Genomic DNA, 16,144 nt, shown 5'->3' with positions numbered 1-16,144 from the left:
CATGCGCTTCCGGCACCCCGACGGCACCGTCGTCCACCTCGCGTACTGCACCAACGTCCACCCCGCCGAGACGCTCGACGGAGTCCTCGCCCAGCTCCGCGACCACTGCGAACCCGTACGCCGCCGCCTGGGCCTCGACCGGCTCGGCATCGGCCTGTGGCTCGCGAAGGACGCCGCGGACGCCCTCGTGACCGACCCCGCCGCGCTGCGCGCGCTGCGCCTCGAACTCGCCCGGCGCGGCCTCGAAGTCGTCACCCTCAACGGATTCCCGTACCAGGGATTCGGCGACCAGGAGGTCAAGTACCGGGTCTACCAGCCGGACTGGACCGACCCCGAACGGCTCCGCCACACCCACGCGCTCGCCCGCGTCCTCGCGGCGCTGCTGCCCGACGACATCACCGAAGGGTCCATCTCCACCCTGCCGCTCGCCTGGCGCACCCCCTGGGACGACCGGCGCGCGGACGCCGCCCGCACCGCCCTGCGCACCCTCGCCGAACGCCTCGACGCCCTCGAAGAAGTGACCGGGCGCTCCATCCGGATCGGCCTGGAACCCGAACCCGGCTGCATCGTGGAGACCACCGCGGACGCCATCGCCCCGCTCACCGAGATCGCCCACGACCGCATCGGCGTCTGCGTCGACACCTGCCACCTCGCCACCTCCTTCGAGGACCCCGGCACCGCCCTGGACACGCTCACCCGGGCCGGTGTCACCGTCGTCAAGTCCCAGCTCTCGGCCGCCCTCGACGCCGGCCGCCCCCGGCTCCCCGAGGTCCGCCAGGCCCTCGCCGCGTTCGACGAGCCCCGCTTCCTCCACCAGACCCGCAGCCGGCCGCACCCGGGTGCGGCGGCCACCGGCCCGCGCGGCACCGACGACCTTGCCGAAGCGCTGAACGGCACCACCCTGCCCGACACGGACCCCTGGCGCGTCCACTTCCACGTCCCCCTGCACGCCGCCCCCGCCGCGCCCCTCACCTCCACCCTCCCCGTCATGAAGTCGGCCCTCGCCCGCCTGGTCGGCGGCCCCCACCCGCTCACCCGCCACCTGGAGGTCGAGACCTACACCTGGCAGGCGCTGCCGCCCGAACTGCGCCCCCGCGACCGGGTCCGGCTCGCCGACGGCATCGCCGCCGAACTCGACCTCGTCCGCGACCTGCTGAGCGACCTCGGCCTGAAGGAGCTGCCGTGAACGCCGAACCCGCCGGCCCGAACCCCACCCCCCTGCTCGTCCTGGACGTCGTCGGCCTCACCCCGCGCCTGCTGGAGCACATGCCGCACCTCGCGGCGCTCGCCCGCTCCGGCTCGAAGGCCGGCCTCGACACCGTGCTGCCCGCCGTCACCTGCACCGCCCAGTCCACCTTCCTCACCGGCACCACACCCGCCGGGCACGGCATCGTGGGCAACGGCTGGTACTTCCGCGAACTCGGCGACATCCTCCTGTGGCGCCAGCACAACGGCCTCGTCGCGGGCGACAAGCTGTGGGACGCGGCCCGCCGCACCCACCCCGGCTACACCGTCGCCAACATCTGCTGGTGGTACGCGATGGGCGCCGACACCGACATCACCGTCACCCCCCGCCCCGTGTACTACGCGGACGGCCGCAAGGAACCCGACTGCTACACCCGGCCCCCCGAGCTCCACGACGAACTCACCGCCGAATTCGGCACGTTCCCCCTGTTCCACTTCTGGGGCCCCGGCGCCGACCTCGTCTCCAGCCGGTGGATCGCCGACGCCACCCGGCACATCCTGCGCACCCGCACCCCCGACCTCGCCCTGTGCTACCTCCCGCACCTCGACTACGACCTCCAGCGCTACGGACCCGACGACCCGCGCTCCCACCGCGCCGCCGCCGAACTGGACGCCGTGATCGCACCGCTGCTGGACGACGCCCGCGCCGGGAACCGCACCGTCGTGGTCCTGTCCGAGTACGGCATCACCTCCGTCGACCGCCCCGTCCACATCAACCGCGCCCTGCGCCGCGCCGGACTGCTGGAGGTGCACACCCAGGACGGCATGGAGTACCTGGACCCGATGGCCTCCCGCGCCTTCGCGGTCGCCGACCACCAGATCGCCCACATCTACGTCCGCCGCCCCGAGGACCTGGAGGCCACCCGCGCCGCCCTCACCGGCCTGCCGGGCATCGACGTGCTCCTCGACGACGAGGGGAAGAAAGCCCACCACCTGGACCATCCCCGCTCCGGCGAACTCGTCGCCCTGGCCGAACCGGACGCCTGGTTCACGTACTACTACTGGCTCGACGACGCCCGCGCCCCCGACTTCGCGCCCCTCGTCGAGATCCACCGCAAACCCGGATACGACCCGGTCGAGCTGTTCGTGGATCCGCTCGACCCCTACGTCAAGGTCAAGGCGGCCACCGCGCTCGCCCGCAAGAAGCTCGGCATGCGCTACCGCATGGCGGTCGTCCCCCTCGACGCCTCACCCGTACGCGGCAGCCACGGCCGCCTCCCGGAACGCGACGAGGACGGACCGCTCCTCATCTGCTCCACCCCCCACGCGGTCGGCGACCGCGTCGCGGCCACCGACGTGAAATCCCTGCTGCTCGCCCTGGCCGGACTGCCCCGGTGACCCCCCGCACCGGACCGGCGCCGCACGGCTCCCCGGCCCCGGGTGTCAGGGAGCCCCGGCGGCCCCGTCGGCGACGGAGATCCCCAGCCGGTCCGCCACGGTGGTGAGCGCCGGCCCCAGCGGGAGCGCGACGCGGGTGACGGCATGCGTGTCGCCCCGCGTCGCGTCCCGGTTGACGATCAGCACCGGCTTTTGCTCCTCGGCAGCCTGGCGCACGAACCGCAGACCCGACATCACCGTCAGGGAGGACCCGAGGACCAGCAGCGTCGCCGCCTCACGGACCATGGCGCGGCAGCGCGCCACCCGCTCCGGGGGCACCGCCTCGCCGAAGAACACCACGTCCGGCTTGAGGACCCCGCCGCAGACCGCGCAGGGCACCACCCGGAAATCCCCGACCTGCTCGTCGGTGAGGTCGGCGTCACCGTCCGGATTGAGGCCTGCCGCCACCGGCGCGAAGCCCTCGTTGACCTCCTCCAGCCGGACGGCGAGCTCGCGGCGCGCGCTGAAGGCACCACAGGTGAGACAGACGACCCGGTCCAGGCTCCCGTGGAGCTCCACCGCGTCCCGGCTGCCGGCCGCCTGGTGCAGACCGTCGACGTTCTGGGTGATCACACCCGAGACCAGGCCGTGCCGCGCGAACGCGGCCACGGCCCGGTGCCCCGCGTTGGGGCGGGCCCGGCCGAACGTACGCCACCCGAGGTGACTGCGCGCCCAGTAGCGCCGCCGGGCAGCGGCGTCGGAGGTGAACTCCTGGTACGTCATCGGGGTGTGCCGGCTCAGGCTCCCGCCGTCCCCCCGGTAGTCGGGAATGCCCGACTCCGTGGAAATGCCCGCCCCGCTCAGCACCAGCACACCGCCGGAGGCCAGCGCCTCGGCGACGGGAGAGGGATCCGTGGTCCCGGGCGGCAGGTCTTCGGGCGGGGTCCAGGTCAGAGTGGGACGCATGCGCATGCCACCAGATTACGGCGGCCCCGCCCGACGGGTCCCGGACACCGTCACCGGCGCCGCCGCCCGTCCACGACCAGGACGCCGACCCCCGCCGCGGTGATCAGCCCGCACACCAGATGGGTGCCCAGGGAGGCACCACGGTACGAAGCCACCGTGTTGACCACCGCGGCGGCGACCGCGACCGCCCACAGAACGACGCGGACGAGATCGTTACGGGTGACGCCCCGCTGCGCCGGGACGACGGTGCGGGTGCGGGCAGGATCGGCGTGGATCATGAGAACCAAGCAGCCGGCCGGCGGGCTCGGTACGGCCGTCGCGGCGCCGGCCCCGCCTCCCCGGCAGGGCGGGGCCGGACGACCGGTGGTCTACTGGGGGTGCGGGACGCGCCCCGGAAACGTCCCGGAGGCACCCTGCCATCCCCCTCCTCCCGCCACCCCGGGGCCTGCCATGCACCCTTGCCGTGGAGCTGTCGTGAGACGAGTTCCCCGCGCCGTCGTCGCCGTCGCGGCCGTACTGTCCGTCTGCTCTCCCGCGGCGGTCGCGACCACGCCCTCCCCGGGCGTTTCCGCCGCGGTCGCGTTCGCCGCGTCCTTTGACGCACCGGCCGACCGGACGGATCCGCGCACCGAGGTCGCCACCCTCGCGATCCCGGCGATCGGCGTCGCGGACCTCCGTGTGGTCCCTTACGAGGGCACGACGGACGACACGGCCGGTACCCGCATACAGGACAGGGGAGTGGCCGCGAGCCCGTACGGCGAGGAGGGCGGCGTCGGGCCGGGCGAGACCGGGAACTACCTGGTGACGGCCCACCGGCTGTCCGCCGGAGGACCGCTGCGCGACCTCCCGTCGCTCGACCGGGGCGACCGGGTCCTCGTGACGGAGGACGGCACGGTGTACGAGTACCGGATCACCGGGACCCGGGAGACCTCGTTCCGCTCCGCCCGCTCGCTCGCCGAACAGCGGGCCGAGGTGCCGGGCAAACCCGGCGAGAAGCCGGCCCGGGCCATGATCACCCTGTCCACCTGCGCCACACCGGAGGACGACGCGGCCGGAAACCACTGGCGCGACGCCCACGACAACCCGGAGCACCGCATCGACAGGATCGGCGTACTGGTGTCCGCTCGCCCGGCGTGAACCAGGAGCGACACGCGCCCGGTGTTCCCCGCCGGGGACACCGCGCTCGGCACCCGGGCGACAGGTGTCGCAGGGGCGAGCACCCGGCTACCGTAAAGGTATGGCCAGAACCGAGCGTCAGAGCGATCGGCAGGCCGACACCGTATGCCCGGCATGTGAGCGGCCCGTCGAGAGCGTGGTCGCACGGCGCAAGACCCTAGGCATCTTCGTACCCCGCTGGGTTCCGGGCCCCTGCCACAACCCCGGCTGTCCCCGGTGCGCGGACGAGCCCGCGACCACCACGAGCCCTCCGAAACGCCACGTACGAGCCCCGCGACGCCCGGAGCCGCGCCCCTTCCACGACGGGAGCCGGTGACCCGGCCTCCGCCACCGACGGCATGGCCGGTGTGGGTGCCGGAACCGATTCCGGCAGACCGGGGCCGGGTGGTGTCCGGAGGCTTCGCTCCGTCCGGAGTGTTGCCGCGTACGGCGCCGGAGTGCGGACAGGCCCGGCACACCTCCTCGGCGAGCCATCGGCTCCTGGGAGAACGGTGGCCCCCGGGCCCCGTGCATCGACCATCCGGGTCGGCTCGGCCCGTCTTGACCGGGGCCGGGCCGGCTGTCGCGCGTGCCGCTCCTCCGTAGTGGCTTCTGTCAGGGGCGGCGCGCCGCGACCAGCACGGGCCCGCCCGGCACGGTGGGGAACTTCCGTTCGTCCTGCAGGCCGTGTGCGAGGAGAGCGTTCGTCATGCGGTCGGCGTCGTAGGCGTTTCCACCGTTGCGTACGGCGTGCCAGCCCGCGACGGCCTGGCGCAAGGGGTCGGAGGCCGCCGGGTTGGTGCCCACGATGATCCAGGCGCCCGGCTTCAGGGCCTCGATCAGCCGCGGCAGGGCCTGGGTCAGGGCGGCCTCGGCAAGGAAGGGGGCGGGCAGCCAGATCATGTCGTAGGCGCCCGGCTCCTCCAGGTCCGCGACGTCGGCGTGGCGCAGGGTGACGCGGCCGACGGCCTCGGTGCCGGCGTCGGCCAGTTCCTCGCGCGCCATGGCCAGCACGCGTTCCATGACGTCGACGCCGACGATCTTGGCGCGGGGCAGCGCCTCTGCCAGGGCCAAAGCGAGAGCAGCGATGCCGGTGCCGACATCCAGGACGCGGCTGCCCTGTACGTCCAGCCTCTCCGCGAGACCGGGCAGGGCCGGAATCACCTTGCCGGCGATGGCGCGGCCGGTGCCTGCCGACGCGCGGCCCTGGTTGCGCAGCACTTCGTCGTCCTGGTCCGCCCAGCCGCCGGTTCTGCCCTGGTCGCCCGCAGCTGCCTCCACCGCCTGCCGGAGCGAACTCAAGCGTGCTTGCGCCGCGCTGTGGTTCGTCGGGCCGTCGGGGTACCGATACGACGGGTGCAGCGCCGGTACGCCCCCGTCCCGATGTATCAGCCCGACGGCTTCCAGTACGGCGGTGCGCTGCGGGTTGGCCGCCAGGACCTCGGCCGGCGGCTTCGTTGCGACATCGTTCAGGGTGGCGATCAACGCCGCCAGCGCCCAGGTGGCGGACTCAAGGGTGGTGGACGGGTCGTCGTTCAGGTCCAAGGAGGGGACCGTGGGCGAAGGTGACGCGGACATGTGCTGAGCCTTCCTGGCTGAGGGGCTTGAATCTCTGGGGGCTGGATCCCTGAGGGGGTTGGGCCGAGCGCGCGGGTTCGCACCGTGCGCTCGTCGAGGTCGCCCCGTTCCTCGTGAGCCCATAACGGCTGCTACCGACCCGCGGTTCCCTCGCGCTTGACGTTTCCTCAGCTGCGCGATCCTCGCGACTACGTCCGAAACATCCCCCTCGTTCCGTGAGTCTCCGGCAAGAATCCAACAGGGGTGAGAACGTTCGGTCTTGACAGATGGTAAGGGCTCCTTCAAGTCTCCAGGCTAGAACGTTCGTTCTTGAAGGGTGCCCCGGCGGTCCGTAACCGGTGGAAGCGGCTTCGTCGGCCGAGCCTGATGTGCCGGCTGCGCACCGAGGGGCACACGGTCCTCGCCCTGGCCCGCTCCACTTCGAGTGGGCGGAAGGGTGTTCGGCGCGGGAGCTTTACCGGTGCGGGATGAGTTGGCGGACTTTGCCGGGTGGGGCCGATTCGGGCGTGCCCCCGGTTTGGGCGGAGTGCCTGCGGGGTGTCGATGCTGTGGTCCACGCTGCGGCCCGTACGGAGTTCTGGGGTGACGTTGCGGGGTTCCGTGCTCATCGGCGCTGCGGGTGTGTCCACCGGTCCGCCGCGCGCCCCCGTGGTCGCCGGGTCAAGCTGGCCATCGAGCATGCGTTGCGCAGTGCCGCGTCGCAAGGGACGACTCTGGTGATCCTGCGGCCACCGCCCGTCCGGGGTGCGGGGATGGACATCGCCGAGACGGCCGCCGACGCCGCCAGGGGGAGGTTCGTATGGATCGACGACGGCCGCCACATCGCGGACTTCGTCCATGTCGACAATCTGGCCGACGCTGTCGCGCACTCCCTCACCCGGGGTTTTCACGTGGTTTCCTACTACGTCACCGACGGGGCGCCATGACGGTCCGCGACCTGTTCACCACGGTGCCGGCAACCCAGGGGTCGATGCCTCCGCTGCCCGAAGCGTCCCGCTGGCGGTCGCCGCGCCGGTCGCGGCCGTCATGGATCTCGGTGCCCGCCTGCTCGGCAGGGGCACTCCGCCACCGCTCACCAATTGGCTGGTCGCCTTCCTGGGCCGTGACCGCAGCTACGACATCAGTGCCGCCCGCGCCGTCCTCGGCCACCGGCCGGGCGTCAGCCTCGATGCCGGACTGCGGGAGACGGCGGCCCTGTCCCGCGGTGATCGCGCCGGCGCGGCGTAGCGAGTCGACAGCCCGGACCGCCTTGACCCCGCGTCAGCGACCGGACGTGTCGTCTCCGCGTCAGCGACCGGCCCGCTCGGTCCCCGCGCCCGCCTCCGCGACCCGGCGGGGAGGGAGTCCCTGTGGCGGAGCTGCCAGGGACTTCGGCGGCGGGGGTCCGGTCACGACTCGGGGGTCACGATCGCGAGGAGAGCCGCGGCGAAGGGGGCGGGGTCGAGGTCGCCCCGTACGGCGAGTTGCTGGGTGTAGCCGTGGCAGAGGGCCACGAATGCTTCGGCGATCCGGGCCGAGTGTGCGGGCTCATGATCGGGCAGGAGCGCGACGACGGCCTTGCGGGTCTCCTGGAGCTGGCGGTCGACCAAGGCGGCGAGGCTCGGAGTGACGGCGGCCTCGGCGTAGATCTGGGCGACCAGCCGGGCGTGGTGCTCCTCGCGCGCCAAGGTGCGGATGTGCTGGAGGAAGCCGTGGACGGACTCGGCGGTCAACTCCACGGGGAACGCCTGGCCGGCCTGTTCACAAATGGCGGCGACGATCTCGTCCTTGCCCTTGAAATACCGGTAAATCGCCCCGATGGAGAGCCCGGAGGCTTCGACGAGGTCGGTCATGGACGTCCGTGCGAAACCGTGAGCGGCGAAGCGGGCGCGGGAGGCATCGATGATCTGCTGACGGCGGGCGTCGAGGTGGGCCTGGCTGACCTTCGGCATAAGAGAATGACCATTCGTTTTATGTGTTAGCGTCGTCGACCGTACCCCACATCCTGAGGAGACTGTCGTGCGCTACCAGACCTTTGGACGAAACAGCGGCTTGCGGGTCTCGGAGTACGTGCTGGGCACGGCCAATTTCGGCTCGGCTCCGACCGCGGCTGGGCCGGAGGGGTCCAAGGCGATCTTCGAGTCGTTCGTGGCCGCCGGCGGGACCACCGTCGACGTCTCGAACATCTACCAGGACGGCGAGGCCGAGACCATTCTGGGCGGTCTGCTGGGACGGGACCGCGACGATTACGTCGTGATCACCAAGTACAGCGGAAGCAGGAGCGCCCAGGTCCGCCCCGGCACCACGGGCAACAGCCGCAAGACCATGATCCGGTCCCTGGAGGAGAGCCTGCGGCGGCTCGGGACGGACTACGTCGACGTTTTCATGCCGCACTTCCCCGACGGTGTGACCCCGATGCCGGAGATCCTGGCCGGCTTCGAGGACCTGGTCCGGGCGGGCAAGATCCGCTACGGCGGACTGTCGAACTTCCCGGCCTGGCGGGTGGCGGGCGCCGCCGTCAGGTCGGAACTGGGCGGGCGCATGCCGCTGGTCGGCCTCCAGACCGAGTACAGCCTCGCCGAACGCTCCGCGGAACGAGAGTATCTGCCGATGGCCCAGGCCCATGGTCTCGGCGTCATCCTCTACTCCCCGCTGGCCGGTGGCCTGCTGACCGGGAAGTACCGTCGCGGCGAGCGGGGGCGACTCAGCGCACGGGCCGCGGGCGAGGGTACGGCCGGCGAGGACGGCGCGCGGCGAACCGCCGTGCTGGACGCCGTCCTCGCCGTGGCCGAGGAACTGGGCACCGGCCCCGTCCAGGTCGCGCTGGCCTGGCTGCGCCAACGCGCCGCACGCGCCCGGACCTCGATGATCCCCATCGTGGGGCCTCGTACCCCGGCTCACCTGGCGGGATACCTCGACGCGCTGAACGTCGAACTCGCCCCGCACCACTACCGGATGCTGGACGAGGTCAGCGCGATCAGGCTAGGCGCACCGTACGAGGACGTGGCCGGCGCACTGACGCACGGCGTCGACGGGGACCGGAGTCTCCTCGACGACCCGCTCGTCCCGGTCAGCTGAGACACCGGCCCCACCGCCCGCCGGACCGATCCTGCTCCTGCCCGGCCCGGGCCTGCCTCCTTGTCCACCCACCCATTCCGCCCGGAGTGCGCATGCCCCTCGCCCGCCTCGCCGCCATCAACCTCGAATGCTCCGATCCCGTCTCGCTGGCCCGCTTCTGGGCTCATCTGCTCGGTGGAGAGGTGGCAGTCGAGACACCGGGCTTCTGCGCCGTCAGGGCCGGAACGCTCCACCTCGGTGCCGTCCGCGTGGCGGACTACCGGCAGCCGACCTGGCCCTCTGGCGAATGCCCACAGCAGATGCACCTCGATCTGACCGTCGAGGACCTCGACACCGCCGAGCACGAGGCGGTCCGCCTCGGCGCCACGAAGGAACGCCTTCAGCCCGCCCCGGAACGCTCCCGTGTCCTGCGGGACCCGGCCGGCCACCCCTTCTGCCTGCGTTCCTGAAACCCCGGCCGGCGGAACGGAAGCCCCGGGGCAGCCTTCGGTCCGCGGTACGGCTCCTCGCGTTCCTCCCCGAAGTGACGCTCTGACCGGCTGCTGCATCCCTGCGCATCGTCGCCGGCGCACTCCAGCGCCGCCGCCTCCGCGCGGTCGCGCCCTGGACCGAGGAGGACCGCGCCACCACGGCCACCGAAGGAAGACCGGAGTGACCAACACCCGCACAGACGTCGTGATCCGTACGTACGCGCCCGGCCAAGTCCCGTCCTTGCTCGACACGACCGCGTGACCGCTGCAGACTCGGTAGGGTTGACAGCCGCCAGAAGCCCACGCGGTGCCGGACTCGCTACATCACTGAAGTCGACCAAGCCGCTTCGGAATTGTGCGCCCTCAAAGTCGTCAGTATCGCCGCGGAACACGGCATCGCTGAACTGCGGGCTCCTCGGTACACACGCTGGTTAATGGGGGCCGGTTCTTGTCCGTATCCGTCGGCGCCCGGCTGCTGCTCGGTGCTCATGCGGCCCATTCCAGTCCGAGGCCGGCCAGCGCCCGAAGCCTGTCGGCGGTGAGCTTGGCCCGCCTGCTCTTGCTGTTGCTGAGAAACACACCGAGCTTCACGAGATGCTCCTGGCCGTCGATGACGATCCGTTCCTCGTGGGCCCTGGGGACGGTCAAGGAGCCCGTGCGGGCCCTGGTACTGCGGCCAGACCGCAACACCCCGCTCGAAGGCGCTCACGGGCGCCGTGGACGCCTCCGCGGGCACGTCCGTCTCCACCGGGGCCGTCGCCGCGGTGAGCGGTGCGACGCCGACCTTCTCCAGGAGCTCGCGCTGCTCGTCCATCAGCCCCGTCCAGGCGGTGTGCTGACGCTGTTTCGCCAGCTACTTGTCCACGTCCATGCCGTGGACGGACGCCGGGCAGTACAGGGAGTGGTCGATCTCGTCCATCAGCAGTTCCCGCAGTGCCTGCCGGTCGGGCGCCCACGCGGGGTTTCAGCGCTCGTCGATCGCGGCGAGCGCTTCGGCCCGTCGGCGGGCGCGGCCCGGGTTCTTGCCCAGTCCGCGGAGGCGGCGGATGTTGGTGAGCCACTGCGACCGCGCGGTCGAGGGCGACGCAGTGCCGCGAGGCCGCCAGGGTGCTGTGGAGCTCGTAGTGCGCCTGCGCGGCGGCCAGGTTCTCGGCGAAGGCGGCCTCGGCGGTCCCGCGCCTGCCGAGGCGGGGGCCCCGACGTCATCAACGGGTCGGGTACCGGGCTGCGGCGCCGAGTTCGCCGGCGGCCCGCCGAATCTACTGGGCGCCCGTGTCGAGGAGTGCGACGTCGGCGTTGCGGGCGAAGAGGCCTTCGTTGGCGCTTGGGCAGTGCGCGGCGCGAAGTGCCGGCCGTCGGGCAGTCCCTCCGAGAGGGGCGGAGTCGGCGGCGCCGGTGTCAGTGGGCGGCTGCGGGCGACCCTCACATGTTTGGTGGTGACTTGAATGTCAGAGGAAGTTCGTAGGGTCATTCCATGATCGACGGGCGGAGGCGTCCGTGACGGCGGCCGTATGGAGGGTGTCAGGGTGGAGTGGGGGCGCAGGGAGCTGCAGGAACGTCCGCGGTGGGTGCTGGATCCGTTGGTGGGTGTAGGGCCGGTCCGGTTCGGGATGAGCCAGACGGAGGTGGAGGGCGCGCTTGTCTTGCCGGAGCGGAGCGATAGGCGGGGGTCGGGCAGTGGCGGGTTCTGGACGCGGTACCGGGGCGAGTGGGAGGGGATGACGTTCATCCACGGCCATGACGGGCTGCTGGCCGCGGTCGCGGTGGATGCCCTGCGTGGTCCGCTCGTACGGGTCGACGACGTTGAGTTGGTCGACCGGGTGCCATCCGAGGTGCGGGGTGATATCCACGGTCTTGCCTGCGAGCAGGGTGTGGAGGTCCGGGTGAATTTCAGCGGCGACCCGGAGGTTGCGGCGTGGGGGGTGTCGATGGGGACTGCGGCTGATTGCGGCCTGGACGGTACCCGCAGGGACGGGCTGGTGACGTCGGCACTGCTGTGTGGGCCGGGTATCGCCGACGACCCCTACGAGTCAGAGCCGGTCATTCACTGGCGCGACGTCGACAGCAGGATCCCGCCTCGCAGTCCCGGCGTGTGGCCGGTCGTTCCCGACGAGGAGCGGCCACAGTGGCAGTGGACGCCGATGCAGCAGGTCGGGCCGCTCATCTTCGGGATGAGCCCGTACGAGGTCGCTGCCGTCTTGGGCGAGCAGCCTGCCCACCGGGAAGGCGCGTTCCCGTTCTGGTTCTGGAAGAAGTCCGGTGTATGGGACCTGAGGGTGGATCATTTTCCGGGGGTCGGGGTCAGTGCCCACTACGCAGGGCCGGTGCCCCGGCTTGGCGGCGTCACCGTCCACGGGCGGACCGGGCCTCAGCTCCACCACTGGGGGATCCCGCTTACAGGCATCCAACCGACCGCCCTGGACGCCGCGATCATCCAGTACGCCGAGGACACCTCGGATGCCTGGTTGACGTTCTCCTCCAGCGGCGCCGCGGCCCCCTCCGACGTTCAGCTGTCCATCGGCACCGCCCGGACCGGTGACAACTGCATCAGCGAGCCCAGCTTCTACCAGGCGGACTGGGAGATGCCCTGACCTCCGACGTCCAGAGGCTGAGCCCACACCCCGGGGCCCTCTCTATTTGGTCGAGGGGTCTGGACGACAACACCCGGTGGCTCTGCGGCAGGGCTGCCGGGTGCTGCGGGCGGAAGCCGTCGAGCTGGCGGTCGCCGCGCCGTGATCCCTGTTCTCCCGCCCGGCGGCCGGCAGGAGTGACCGACCGTCCCGGCGCGCGCCCCGCGGTGGCTCTGTCATCCCCCGGACGTGACTGGAGCGTGAACGAACCCGTCCGGCGCCGGTCAGGAGAAGGCCGGTTCGGCCGCGGCTGCCACACAGCAAAGGGGCCGAGCCGGGCAAGATCACCCTGCCGGGCCCCACTCGTTTCCGACTGCTCACCTGCAGAGGCGGATGCGCGGCCCCCACGCATCCGCCAGGTCGTCCAGGAAACCGGCCTCCAGTTCCTTCCCCCACTGGCCCCGCAGGAGGAACGGCGCGGCTTCCATTCGCTCCAGGATGACCGGCGTCTCGGGTTGTCCGATCAGCGCGTACCGGCCGTGCGACGCCGGACGAGTACCCGGCCCGTACGCCCGCAGCAGCTCCTCCAGACGACCCCGGTGCTCCACCATGAACGCCTCCAGGTGCTCGACGTACCCCTGGCGTTCCTCGGCACGCACCGCGTACAGCGCGACGTTCAGGAACTCACCGTCTGGCCAGTGACGCTCGCCGGGCGCGGCCACGGCCCACGGGAAGCGTTCGACGGCCGCCAGGACGTCTCGCGCGAACGCGTCCACATGGCACTGCTCGGTACTCATGCCGCCCACTCCAGTCCGAGGCCGGCCAGCGCCCGAAGCCTGTCGGCGGTGAGCTTGGCCCGCCTGCTCTTGCTGTTGCTGAGAAACACACCGAGCTTCACGAGATGCTCCTGGCCGTCGATGACGATCCGTTCCTCGTGGGCCCTGGGGACGGTCAAGGAGCCCGTGCGGGCCTTGTACTGCGCGAGGGCCGCGACGCCCTTCTCGAAGGCGCCCACGGCCTTCCCTGGGGCCTTGGCAGGCTCCGTCCGTTCGGGGGGCAGCGGTACCACGCCGACCGCCTCCAAGAGCGCGCGCTGCTCGTCCATCAGCCCCGTCCAGACGGTGTGCTGACGCTGTTTCGCCAGCCATTTCCCGATGTCCATGCCGTGGACTGTGAAGCCGGGCAGCACGTGGTGGTCCTCTTCGTCGCGCACGAGTTCGCGGAGTGCGGCGTAGTGGCGCTGCCAGTCGGCCGGCCACGACGGGTTCCAGTGCTCGTCCACGGTCTCCAGCGCCGCCTTCCACTCCGGGTGGCCCTCCAGGGCGCCCGGGCGGCGCAAATTGCTCAGCCACTGTCCTACCGGCCGGTCCAGGGCTACGGCGGGCCGCGGAGCGCAGAGGGTCCAGTGCTGCTCGTAGTACGCCTTGGCGGCCTCGAGGTTCTCCCGGAACCGCTCGTCCGTCAGGGACCAGACCATGCCGAGCTTCTCCAGCCGTGCCGCGCGCTGCCCGGTCATCTGCCCCGCGCCGTACGCCCGTCGCTGCTCCGCGACCCATTGGCCAAGGGGAGTCGCCCCTTCCCGGTGTCCGTACGGGACCCGGGCATGCTGTTCCCGATCGACGTACGTCTTGAGTGCCGCCCAGCCACGCGCCCAGTCCTGCCGCTCGGTGTCGATCACGTTGAACGAAACCCAGTCCGCGACCATCACCGGGTCACGCGGAGCCGCGAAACGCAGCAGCAGACGAGTTTCCTCTTCTCCATCCCCGGGCTTCGCACCGATGAAAGCGGACGGCTGCGCCACGTTCTTCTGCGGTTCCTGTGGAATAGCGAGAAGTTCGACGGCCTCTTCGTCGTGCGCGCGCAGACCTTCCAATACCTTCACCAAGGGCCGGTACGATCCGGACGTGAACATATCCTCCGGCTGTTCACCGGGCTGGAGAAATACCGGCACGATCAAAGAGGCGAGCTTGCCCTCTCCGGGCTTCTGACGCAGCGCCCGGCCGATGGCCTGGACGATGTCGTGCGGGGCACCCTTCGGGTCCAGCAGGGCCACCGAGTCCACGCTTCGAATATCGACGCCCTCCCCGAGGACCCGGCAGTTCGAGAGGACCGCACGCCGAGTCGTCGACCCGAACTGCCCCAGGACATCACGCCGGCGCTCCGGGGCATGCTCACCCATCAGCCAGTCCGCCCACACCGTCGCCGGGTACTTCTCGGGCCGATCGGCGTGCAGCTTCGCCGCGACGCGCTCCAGACCCTCCGCATACGCCGCCGCCTCTATCGTCCGGTGATGGAACGTGATGCACGTCTGCAGATCATGCTGCGCCATGGTGTGCAGCAACGCCGCCTGGAGGGCGCCCAGGCGCTGCCCGCGGACCTTCTCACTGTGCCGCTCCTCGCCCGTCAGCCGCTCGGGCGTGACGACTGGGTCCTTCAGCTCCAGGACGATGATCTGATACCGCGCCAGCAGCTTCCGGGACACGGCCGATGCCAAGGAGAGCTTGTAGAGGACCGGCCCGAAGACGCGCTCGTCGTCCATGGAGGCCGCCATCTCGCGCGGCAGCGGGTCCCGCGCCCCCTCCGCGACCTCGCGGTTCAAGCGCTCCTCCCAGATCCGCGGCGTGGCCGTCAGGTACAGGCGGCGGTGTGCCGGGATGACGTGCTGGCTGTGGATGTCGGCCCATGCCTTGCCCATCGAGCCGGACGTCCGGTGGGCCTCGTCGACCACGGCCAGGTCCAGCGGGGCGAGCTGCTGCCCGTAGACGCCCTCAAATGCCTCCGCGAGCACCCCCAGCGAGGCGTACGTCCCGAAGATGGTGACGGGCCCCTCGCCGTGCCACAGCGCCAGCTGCACGGGATTCGTGGTCGAGCGCACCTTGAGGTTCCACAGGTCCGGGTCGTCAGTGAGGCTGCACACGGCGACCGCCGGCCCGGTGTGCCCCACCTCGCCCCACGCCTGGACGGTCTGGGTCAGGAGATCCAGGGTCGGCACCAGAACGAGAACGCGGCCGTTTGGCACAATGCGCTTTGCCGAAGCCGCCGCAATGATGGTCTTTCCCGTTCCGCACGCGGCGTGCACCTGCCCTCGCAAACCATTAACGGGAATACCACCGGGCGGAATATCGAGGCCGCGCACAATGGCGGCCACCGCCTCAACCTGGTGGTCACGTAGCTTCACGGCCATTTCCTGGATTCTCCTATTCGCGAAATTGGCGCGTAATCAGAAATGAAAGTCCGGCCGCGAAGCGAGGGGCCGGGAAGATGCTGTCTGTACCCAGATGCTACACAGCAAGAACCTGCGATGCATCACCCCTGTTACATCTTCGCCCCGTAGGCTGACACTTGGCTGAATCCAACCTCACACTCACGGCTCATGGAGTACGCTGGCAGCAAAGCATTGGTGAAGGTGAACGGTCACACGCGAAGGAGGGGTTTGGGTGGAGCGCAGCGGAACCCGTCACCGCAAAGAGGCCGGCGCCCGACCGAGCCGACTAACCGTCATCCCGCCGGGAGAGTACTGGCCAGAAACCCAAACCCTACACAAGGCCAAGCCTGATGCACCGACAGCCCCACCCCGCAGCCAGCCCGGCGGAGCCGGTGGGCGGGAGCGTAAGCGGACGCCCTTCAGGTGCCCGCGCAAGCGGGCACCGTCAATTCGCACTTGCGCGAATTGTATTCCGTCAAGAATTCCGTTTACGGAATTCCATTCCCGCGCTTGCGCGGGAATTCGAATTGCGCTTGCGCAATTCGCGCTCTATGCAGCGGCTTGCCGCTGCATATCCCGCC

General features: G+C 70.9%; 15 protein-coding genes. 8 read left to right on the top strand and 7 right to left on the bottom strand.

Annotated elements, in window-relative coordinates; genetic code table 11:
* The first annotated feature begins 1 nt into the window (after position 1).
* Together eboE and ACFWEE_RS05185 are read left to right on the top strand one after the other, a co-directional pair.
* On the top strand, positions 2 to 1,186 hold the full coding sequence (eboE, locus tag ACFWEE_RS05190; RefSeq protein ID WP_386886510.1) for a metabolite traffic protein EboE: 1,185 nt from the start codon (positions 2 to 4) through the stop codon (positions 1,184 to 1,186).
* Complete coding sequence (locus ACFWEE_RS05185; protein WP_386886508.1) at positions 1,183 to 2,583, top strand: alkaline phosphatase family protein; 1,401 nt, start codon at positions 1,183 to 1,185, stop codon at positions 2,581 to 2,583. Before eboE ends, ACFWEE_RS05185 begins: the two co-directional genes overlap by 4 nt.
* 45 nt (positions 2,584 to 2,628) lie before the next feature.
* Here ACFWEE_RS05185 and ACFWEE_RS05180 read toward each other — a convergent pair whose 3' ends face one another.
* Together ACFWEE_RS05180 and ACFWEE_RS05175 are read right to left on the bottom strand one after the other, a co-directional pair.
* Positions 2,629 to 3,534 (bottom strand): NAD-dependent protein deacetylase, encoded by a 906-nt coding sequence (locus ACFWEE_RS05180; protein ID WP_386886506.1) that lies wholly within the window; start codon positions 3,532 to 3,534, stop codon positions 2,629 to 2,631.
* Positions 3,535 to 3,578: 44 nt separating this feature from the next.
* Entirely contained in the window at positions 3,579 to 3,806 is a 228-nt protein-coding gene (locus tag ACFWEE_RS05175; protein ID WP_386886504.1) for a hypothetical protein, read from the bottom strand.
* Between the two features lie 172 nt (positions 3,807 to 3,978).
* On the opposite strand from ACFWEE_RS05175, the gene ACFWEE_RS05170 reads away from it, so the two are divergent.
* Entirely contained in the window at positions 3,979 to 4,665 is a 687-nt protein-coding gene (locus tag ACFWEE_RS05170) for a class E sortase (RefSeq protein ID WP_386886503.1), read from the top strand.
* A gap of 633 nt (positions 4,666 to 5,298) precedes the next feature.
* Here the strand turns inward: ACFWEE_RS05170 and ACFWEE_RS05165 are convergent.
* On the bottom strand, positions 5,299 to 6,261 hold the full coding sequence (locus tag ACFWEE_RS05165; RefSeq protein ID WP_386886502.1) for a class I SAM-dependent methyltransferase: 963 nt from the start codon (positions 6,259 to 6,261) through the stop codon (positions 5,299 to 5,301).
* A 467-nt stretch (positions 6,262 to 6,728) separates the two neighbouring features.
* Between ACFWEE_RS05165 and ACFWEE_RS05160 the strand changes: the two genes are divergently transcribed.
* Both ACFWEE_RS05160 and ACFWEE_RS05155 read left to right on the top strand, forming a co-directional pair.
* A complete protein-coding gene (locus ACFWEE_RS05160; RefSeq protein WP_386886500.1) occupies positions 6,729 to 7,187 on the top strand; it encodes an NAD-dependent epimerase/dehydratase family protein in 459 nt (152 codons plus the stop codon).
* 100 nt (positions 7,188 to 7,287) lie between these two features.
* Positions 7,288 to 7,488 carry a hypothetical protein gene (locus tag ACFWEE_RS05155; protein WP_386886498.1) on the top strand — a complete coding sequence of 67 codons (201 nt, stop codon included), beginning with the start codon at positions 7,288 to 7,290 and terminating at the stop codon, positions 7,486 to 7,488.
* 161 nt (positions 7,489 to 7,649) lie between these two features.
* Here ACFWEE_RS05155 and ACFWEE_RS05150 read toward each other — a convergent pair whose 3' ends face one another.
* Positions 7,650 to 8,192, bottom strand: a complete 543-nt coding sequence (locus tag ACFWEE_RS05150; RefSeq protein ID WP_386886497.1) for a TetR/AcrR family transcriptional regulator — start codon at positions 8,190 to 8,192, stop codon at positions 7,650 to 7,652.
* A 67-nt stretch (positions 8,193 to 8,259) separates the two neighbouring features.
* On the opposite strand from ACFWEE_RS05150, the gene ACFWEE_RS05145 reads away from it, so the two are divergent.
* A complete protein-coding gene (locus ACFWEE_RS05145; protein ID WP_386886495.1) occupies positions 8,260 to 9,318 on the top strand; it encodes an aldo/keto reductase in 1,059 nt (352 codons plus the stop codon).
* A 92-nt stretch (positions 9,319 to 9,410) separates the two neighbouring features.
* Positions 9,411 to 9,767 carry a VOC family protein gene (locus tag ACFWEE_RS05140; RefSeq protein WP_386886493.1) on the top strand — a complete coding sequence of 119 codons (357 nt, stop codon included), beginning with the start codon at positions 9,411 to 9,413 and terminating at the stop codon, positions 9,765 to 9,767.
* 507 nt (positions 9,768 to 10,274) lie between these two features.
* Here the strand turns inward: ACFWEE_RS05140 and ACFWEE_RS05135 are convergent.
* The gene (locus tag ACFWEE_RS05135) at positions 10,275 to 10,436 is read right to left on the bottom strand and encodes a hypothetical protein (RefSeq protein ID WP_386886491.1); all 162 of its coding nucleotides are present in this window, start codon (positions 10,434 to 10,436) and stop codon (positions 10,275 to 10,277) included.
* A 1,070-nt stretch (positions 10,437 to 11,506) separates the two neighbouring features.
* Between ACFWEE_RS05135 and ACFWEE_RS05130 the strand changes: the two genes are divergently transcribed.
* Positions 11,507 to 12,379, top strand: a complete 873-nt coding sequence (locus ACFWEE_RS05130; protein WP_386886490.1) for a hypothetical protein — start codon at positions 11,507 to 11,509, stop codon at positions 12,377 to 12,379.
* 356 nt (positions 12,380 to 12,735) lie between these two features.
* On the opposite strand, the gene ACFWEE_RS05125 is transcribed toward ACFWEE_RS05130, so the two are convergent.
* Together ACFWEE_RS05125 and ACFWEE_RS05120 are read right to left on the bottom strand one after the other, a co-directional pair.
* Positions 12,736 to 13,155 (bottom strand): hypothetical protein, encoded by a 420-nt coding sequence (locus tag ACFWEE_RS05125; protein WP_386886489.1) that lies wholly within the window; start codon positions 13,153 to 13,155, stop codon positions 12,736 to 12,738.
* Positions 13,152 to 15,542 (bottom strand): Helicase associated domain protein, encoded by a 2,391-nt coding sequence (locus ACFWEE_RS05120; RefSeq protein ID WP_386886488.1) that lies wholly within the window; start codon positions 15,540 to 15,542, stop codon positions 13,152 to 13,154. The genes ACFWEE_RS05125 and ACFWEE_RS05120 overlap by 4 nt, the downstream gene beginning before the upstream one ends.
* Positions 15,543 to 16,144: the final 602 nt, after the last annotated feature.

It is taken from the genome of Streptomyces sp. NPDC060184 (assembly GCF_042728795.1).
Lineage (GTDB): Bacteria > Actinomycetota > Actinomycetes > Streptomycetales > Streptomycetaceae > Streptomyces.
This window is presented reverse-complemented; position numbering and strand designations above follow the sequence as displayed.

Coding starts and splice junctions, on each gene's coding strand:
- ACFWEE_RS05155 (WP_386886498.1), top strand. CDS start 7,288: ATGGATCTCGGTGCCCGCCTGCTCGGCAGGGGCACTCCGCCACCGCTC.
- ACFWEE_RS05140 (WP_386886493.1), top strand. CDS start 9,411: ATGCCCCTCGCCCGCCTCGCCGCCATCAACCTCGAATGCTCCGATCCC.
- ACFWEE_RS05130 (WP_386886490.1), top strand. CDS start 11,507: ATGACGTTCATCCACGGCCATGACGGGCTGCTGGCCGCGGTCGCGGTG.
- ACFWEE_RS05125 (WP_386886489.1), bottom strand. CDS start 13,155: ATGAGTACCGAGCAGTGCCATGTGGACGCGTTCGCGCGAGACGTCCTG.
- ACFWEE_RS05175 (WP_386886504.1), bottom strand. CDS start 3,806: ATGATCCACGCCGATCCTGCCCGCACCCGCACCGTCGTCCCGGCGCAG.
- eboE (WP_386886510.1), top strand. CDS start 2: ATGCGCTTCCGGCACCCCGACGGCACCGTCGTCCACCTCGCGTACTGC.
- ACFWEE_RS05120 (WP_386886488.1), bottom strand. CDS start 15,542: ATGGCCGTGAAGCTACGTGACCACCAGGTTGAGGCGGTGGCCGCCATT.
- ACFWEE_RS05170 (WP_386886503.1), top strand. CDS start 3,979: ATGCACCCTTGCCGTGGAGCTGTCGTGAGACGAGTTCCCCGCGCCGTC.
- ACFWEE_RS05150 (WP_386886497.1), bottom strand. CDS start 8,192: ATGCCGAAGGTCAGCCAGGCCCACCTCGACGCCCGCCGTCAGCAGATC.
- ACFWEE_RS05165 (WP_386886502.1), bottom strand. CDS start 6,261: ATGTCCGCGTCACCTTCGCCCACGGTCCCCTCCTTGGACCTGAACGAC.
- ACFWEE_RS05160 (WP_386886500.1), top strand. CDS start 6,729: ATGAGTTGGCGGACTTTGCCGGGTGGGGCCGATTCGGGCGTGCCCCCG.
- ACFWEE_RS05180 (WP_386886506.1), bottom strand. CDS start 3,534: ATGCGCATGCGTCCCACTCTGACCTGGACCCCGCCCGAAGACCTGCCG.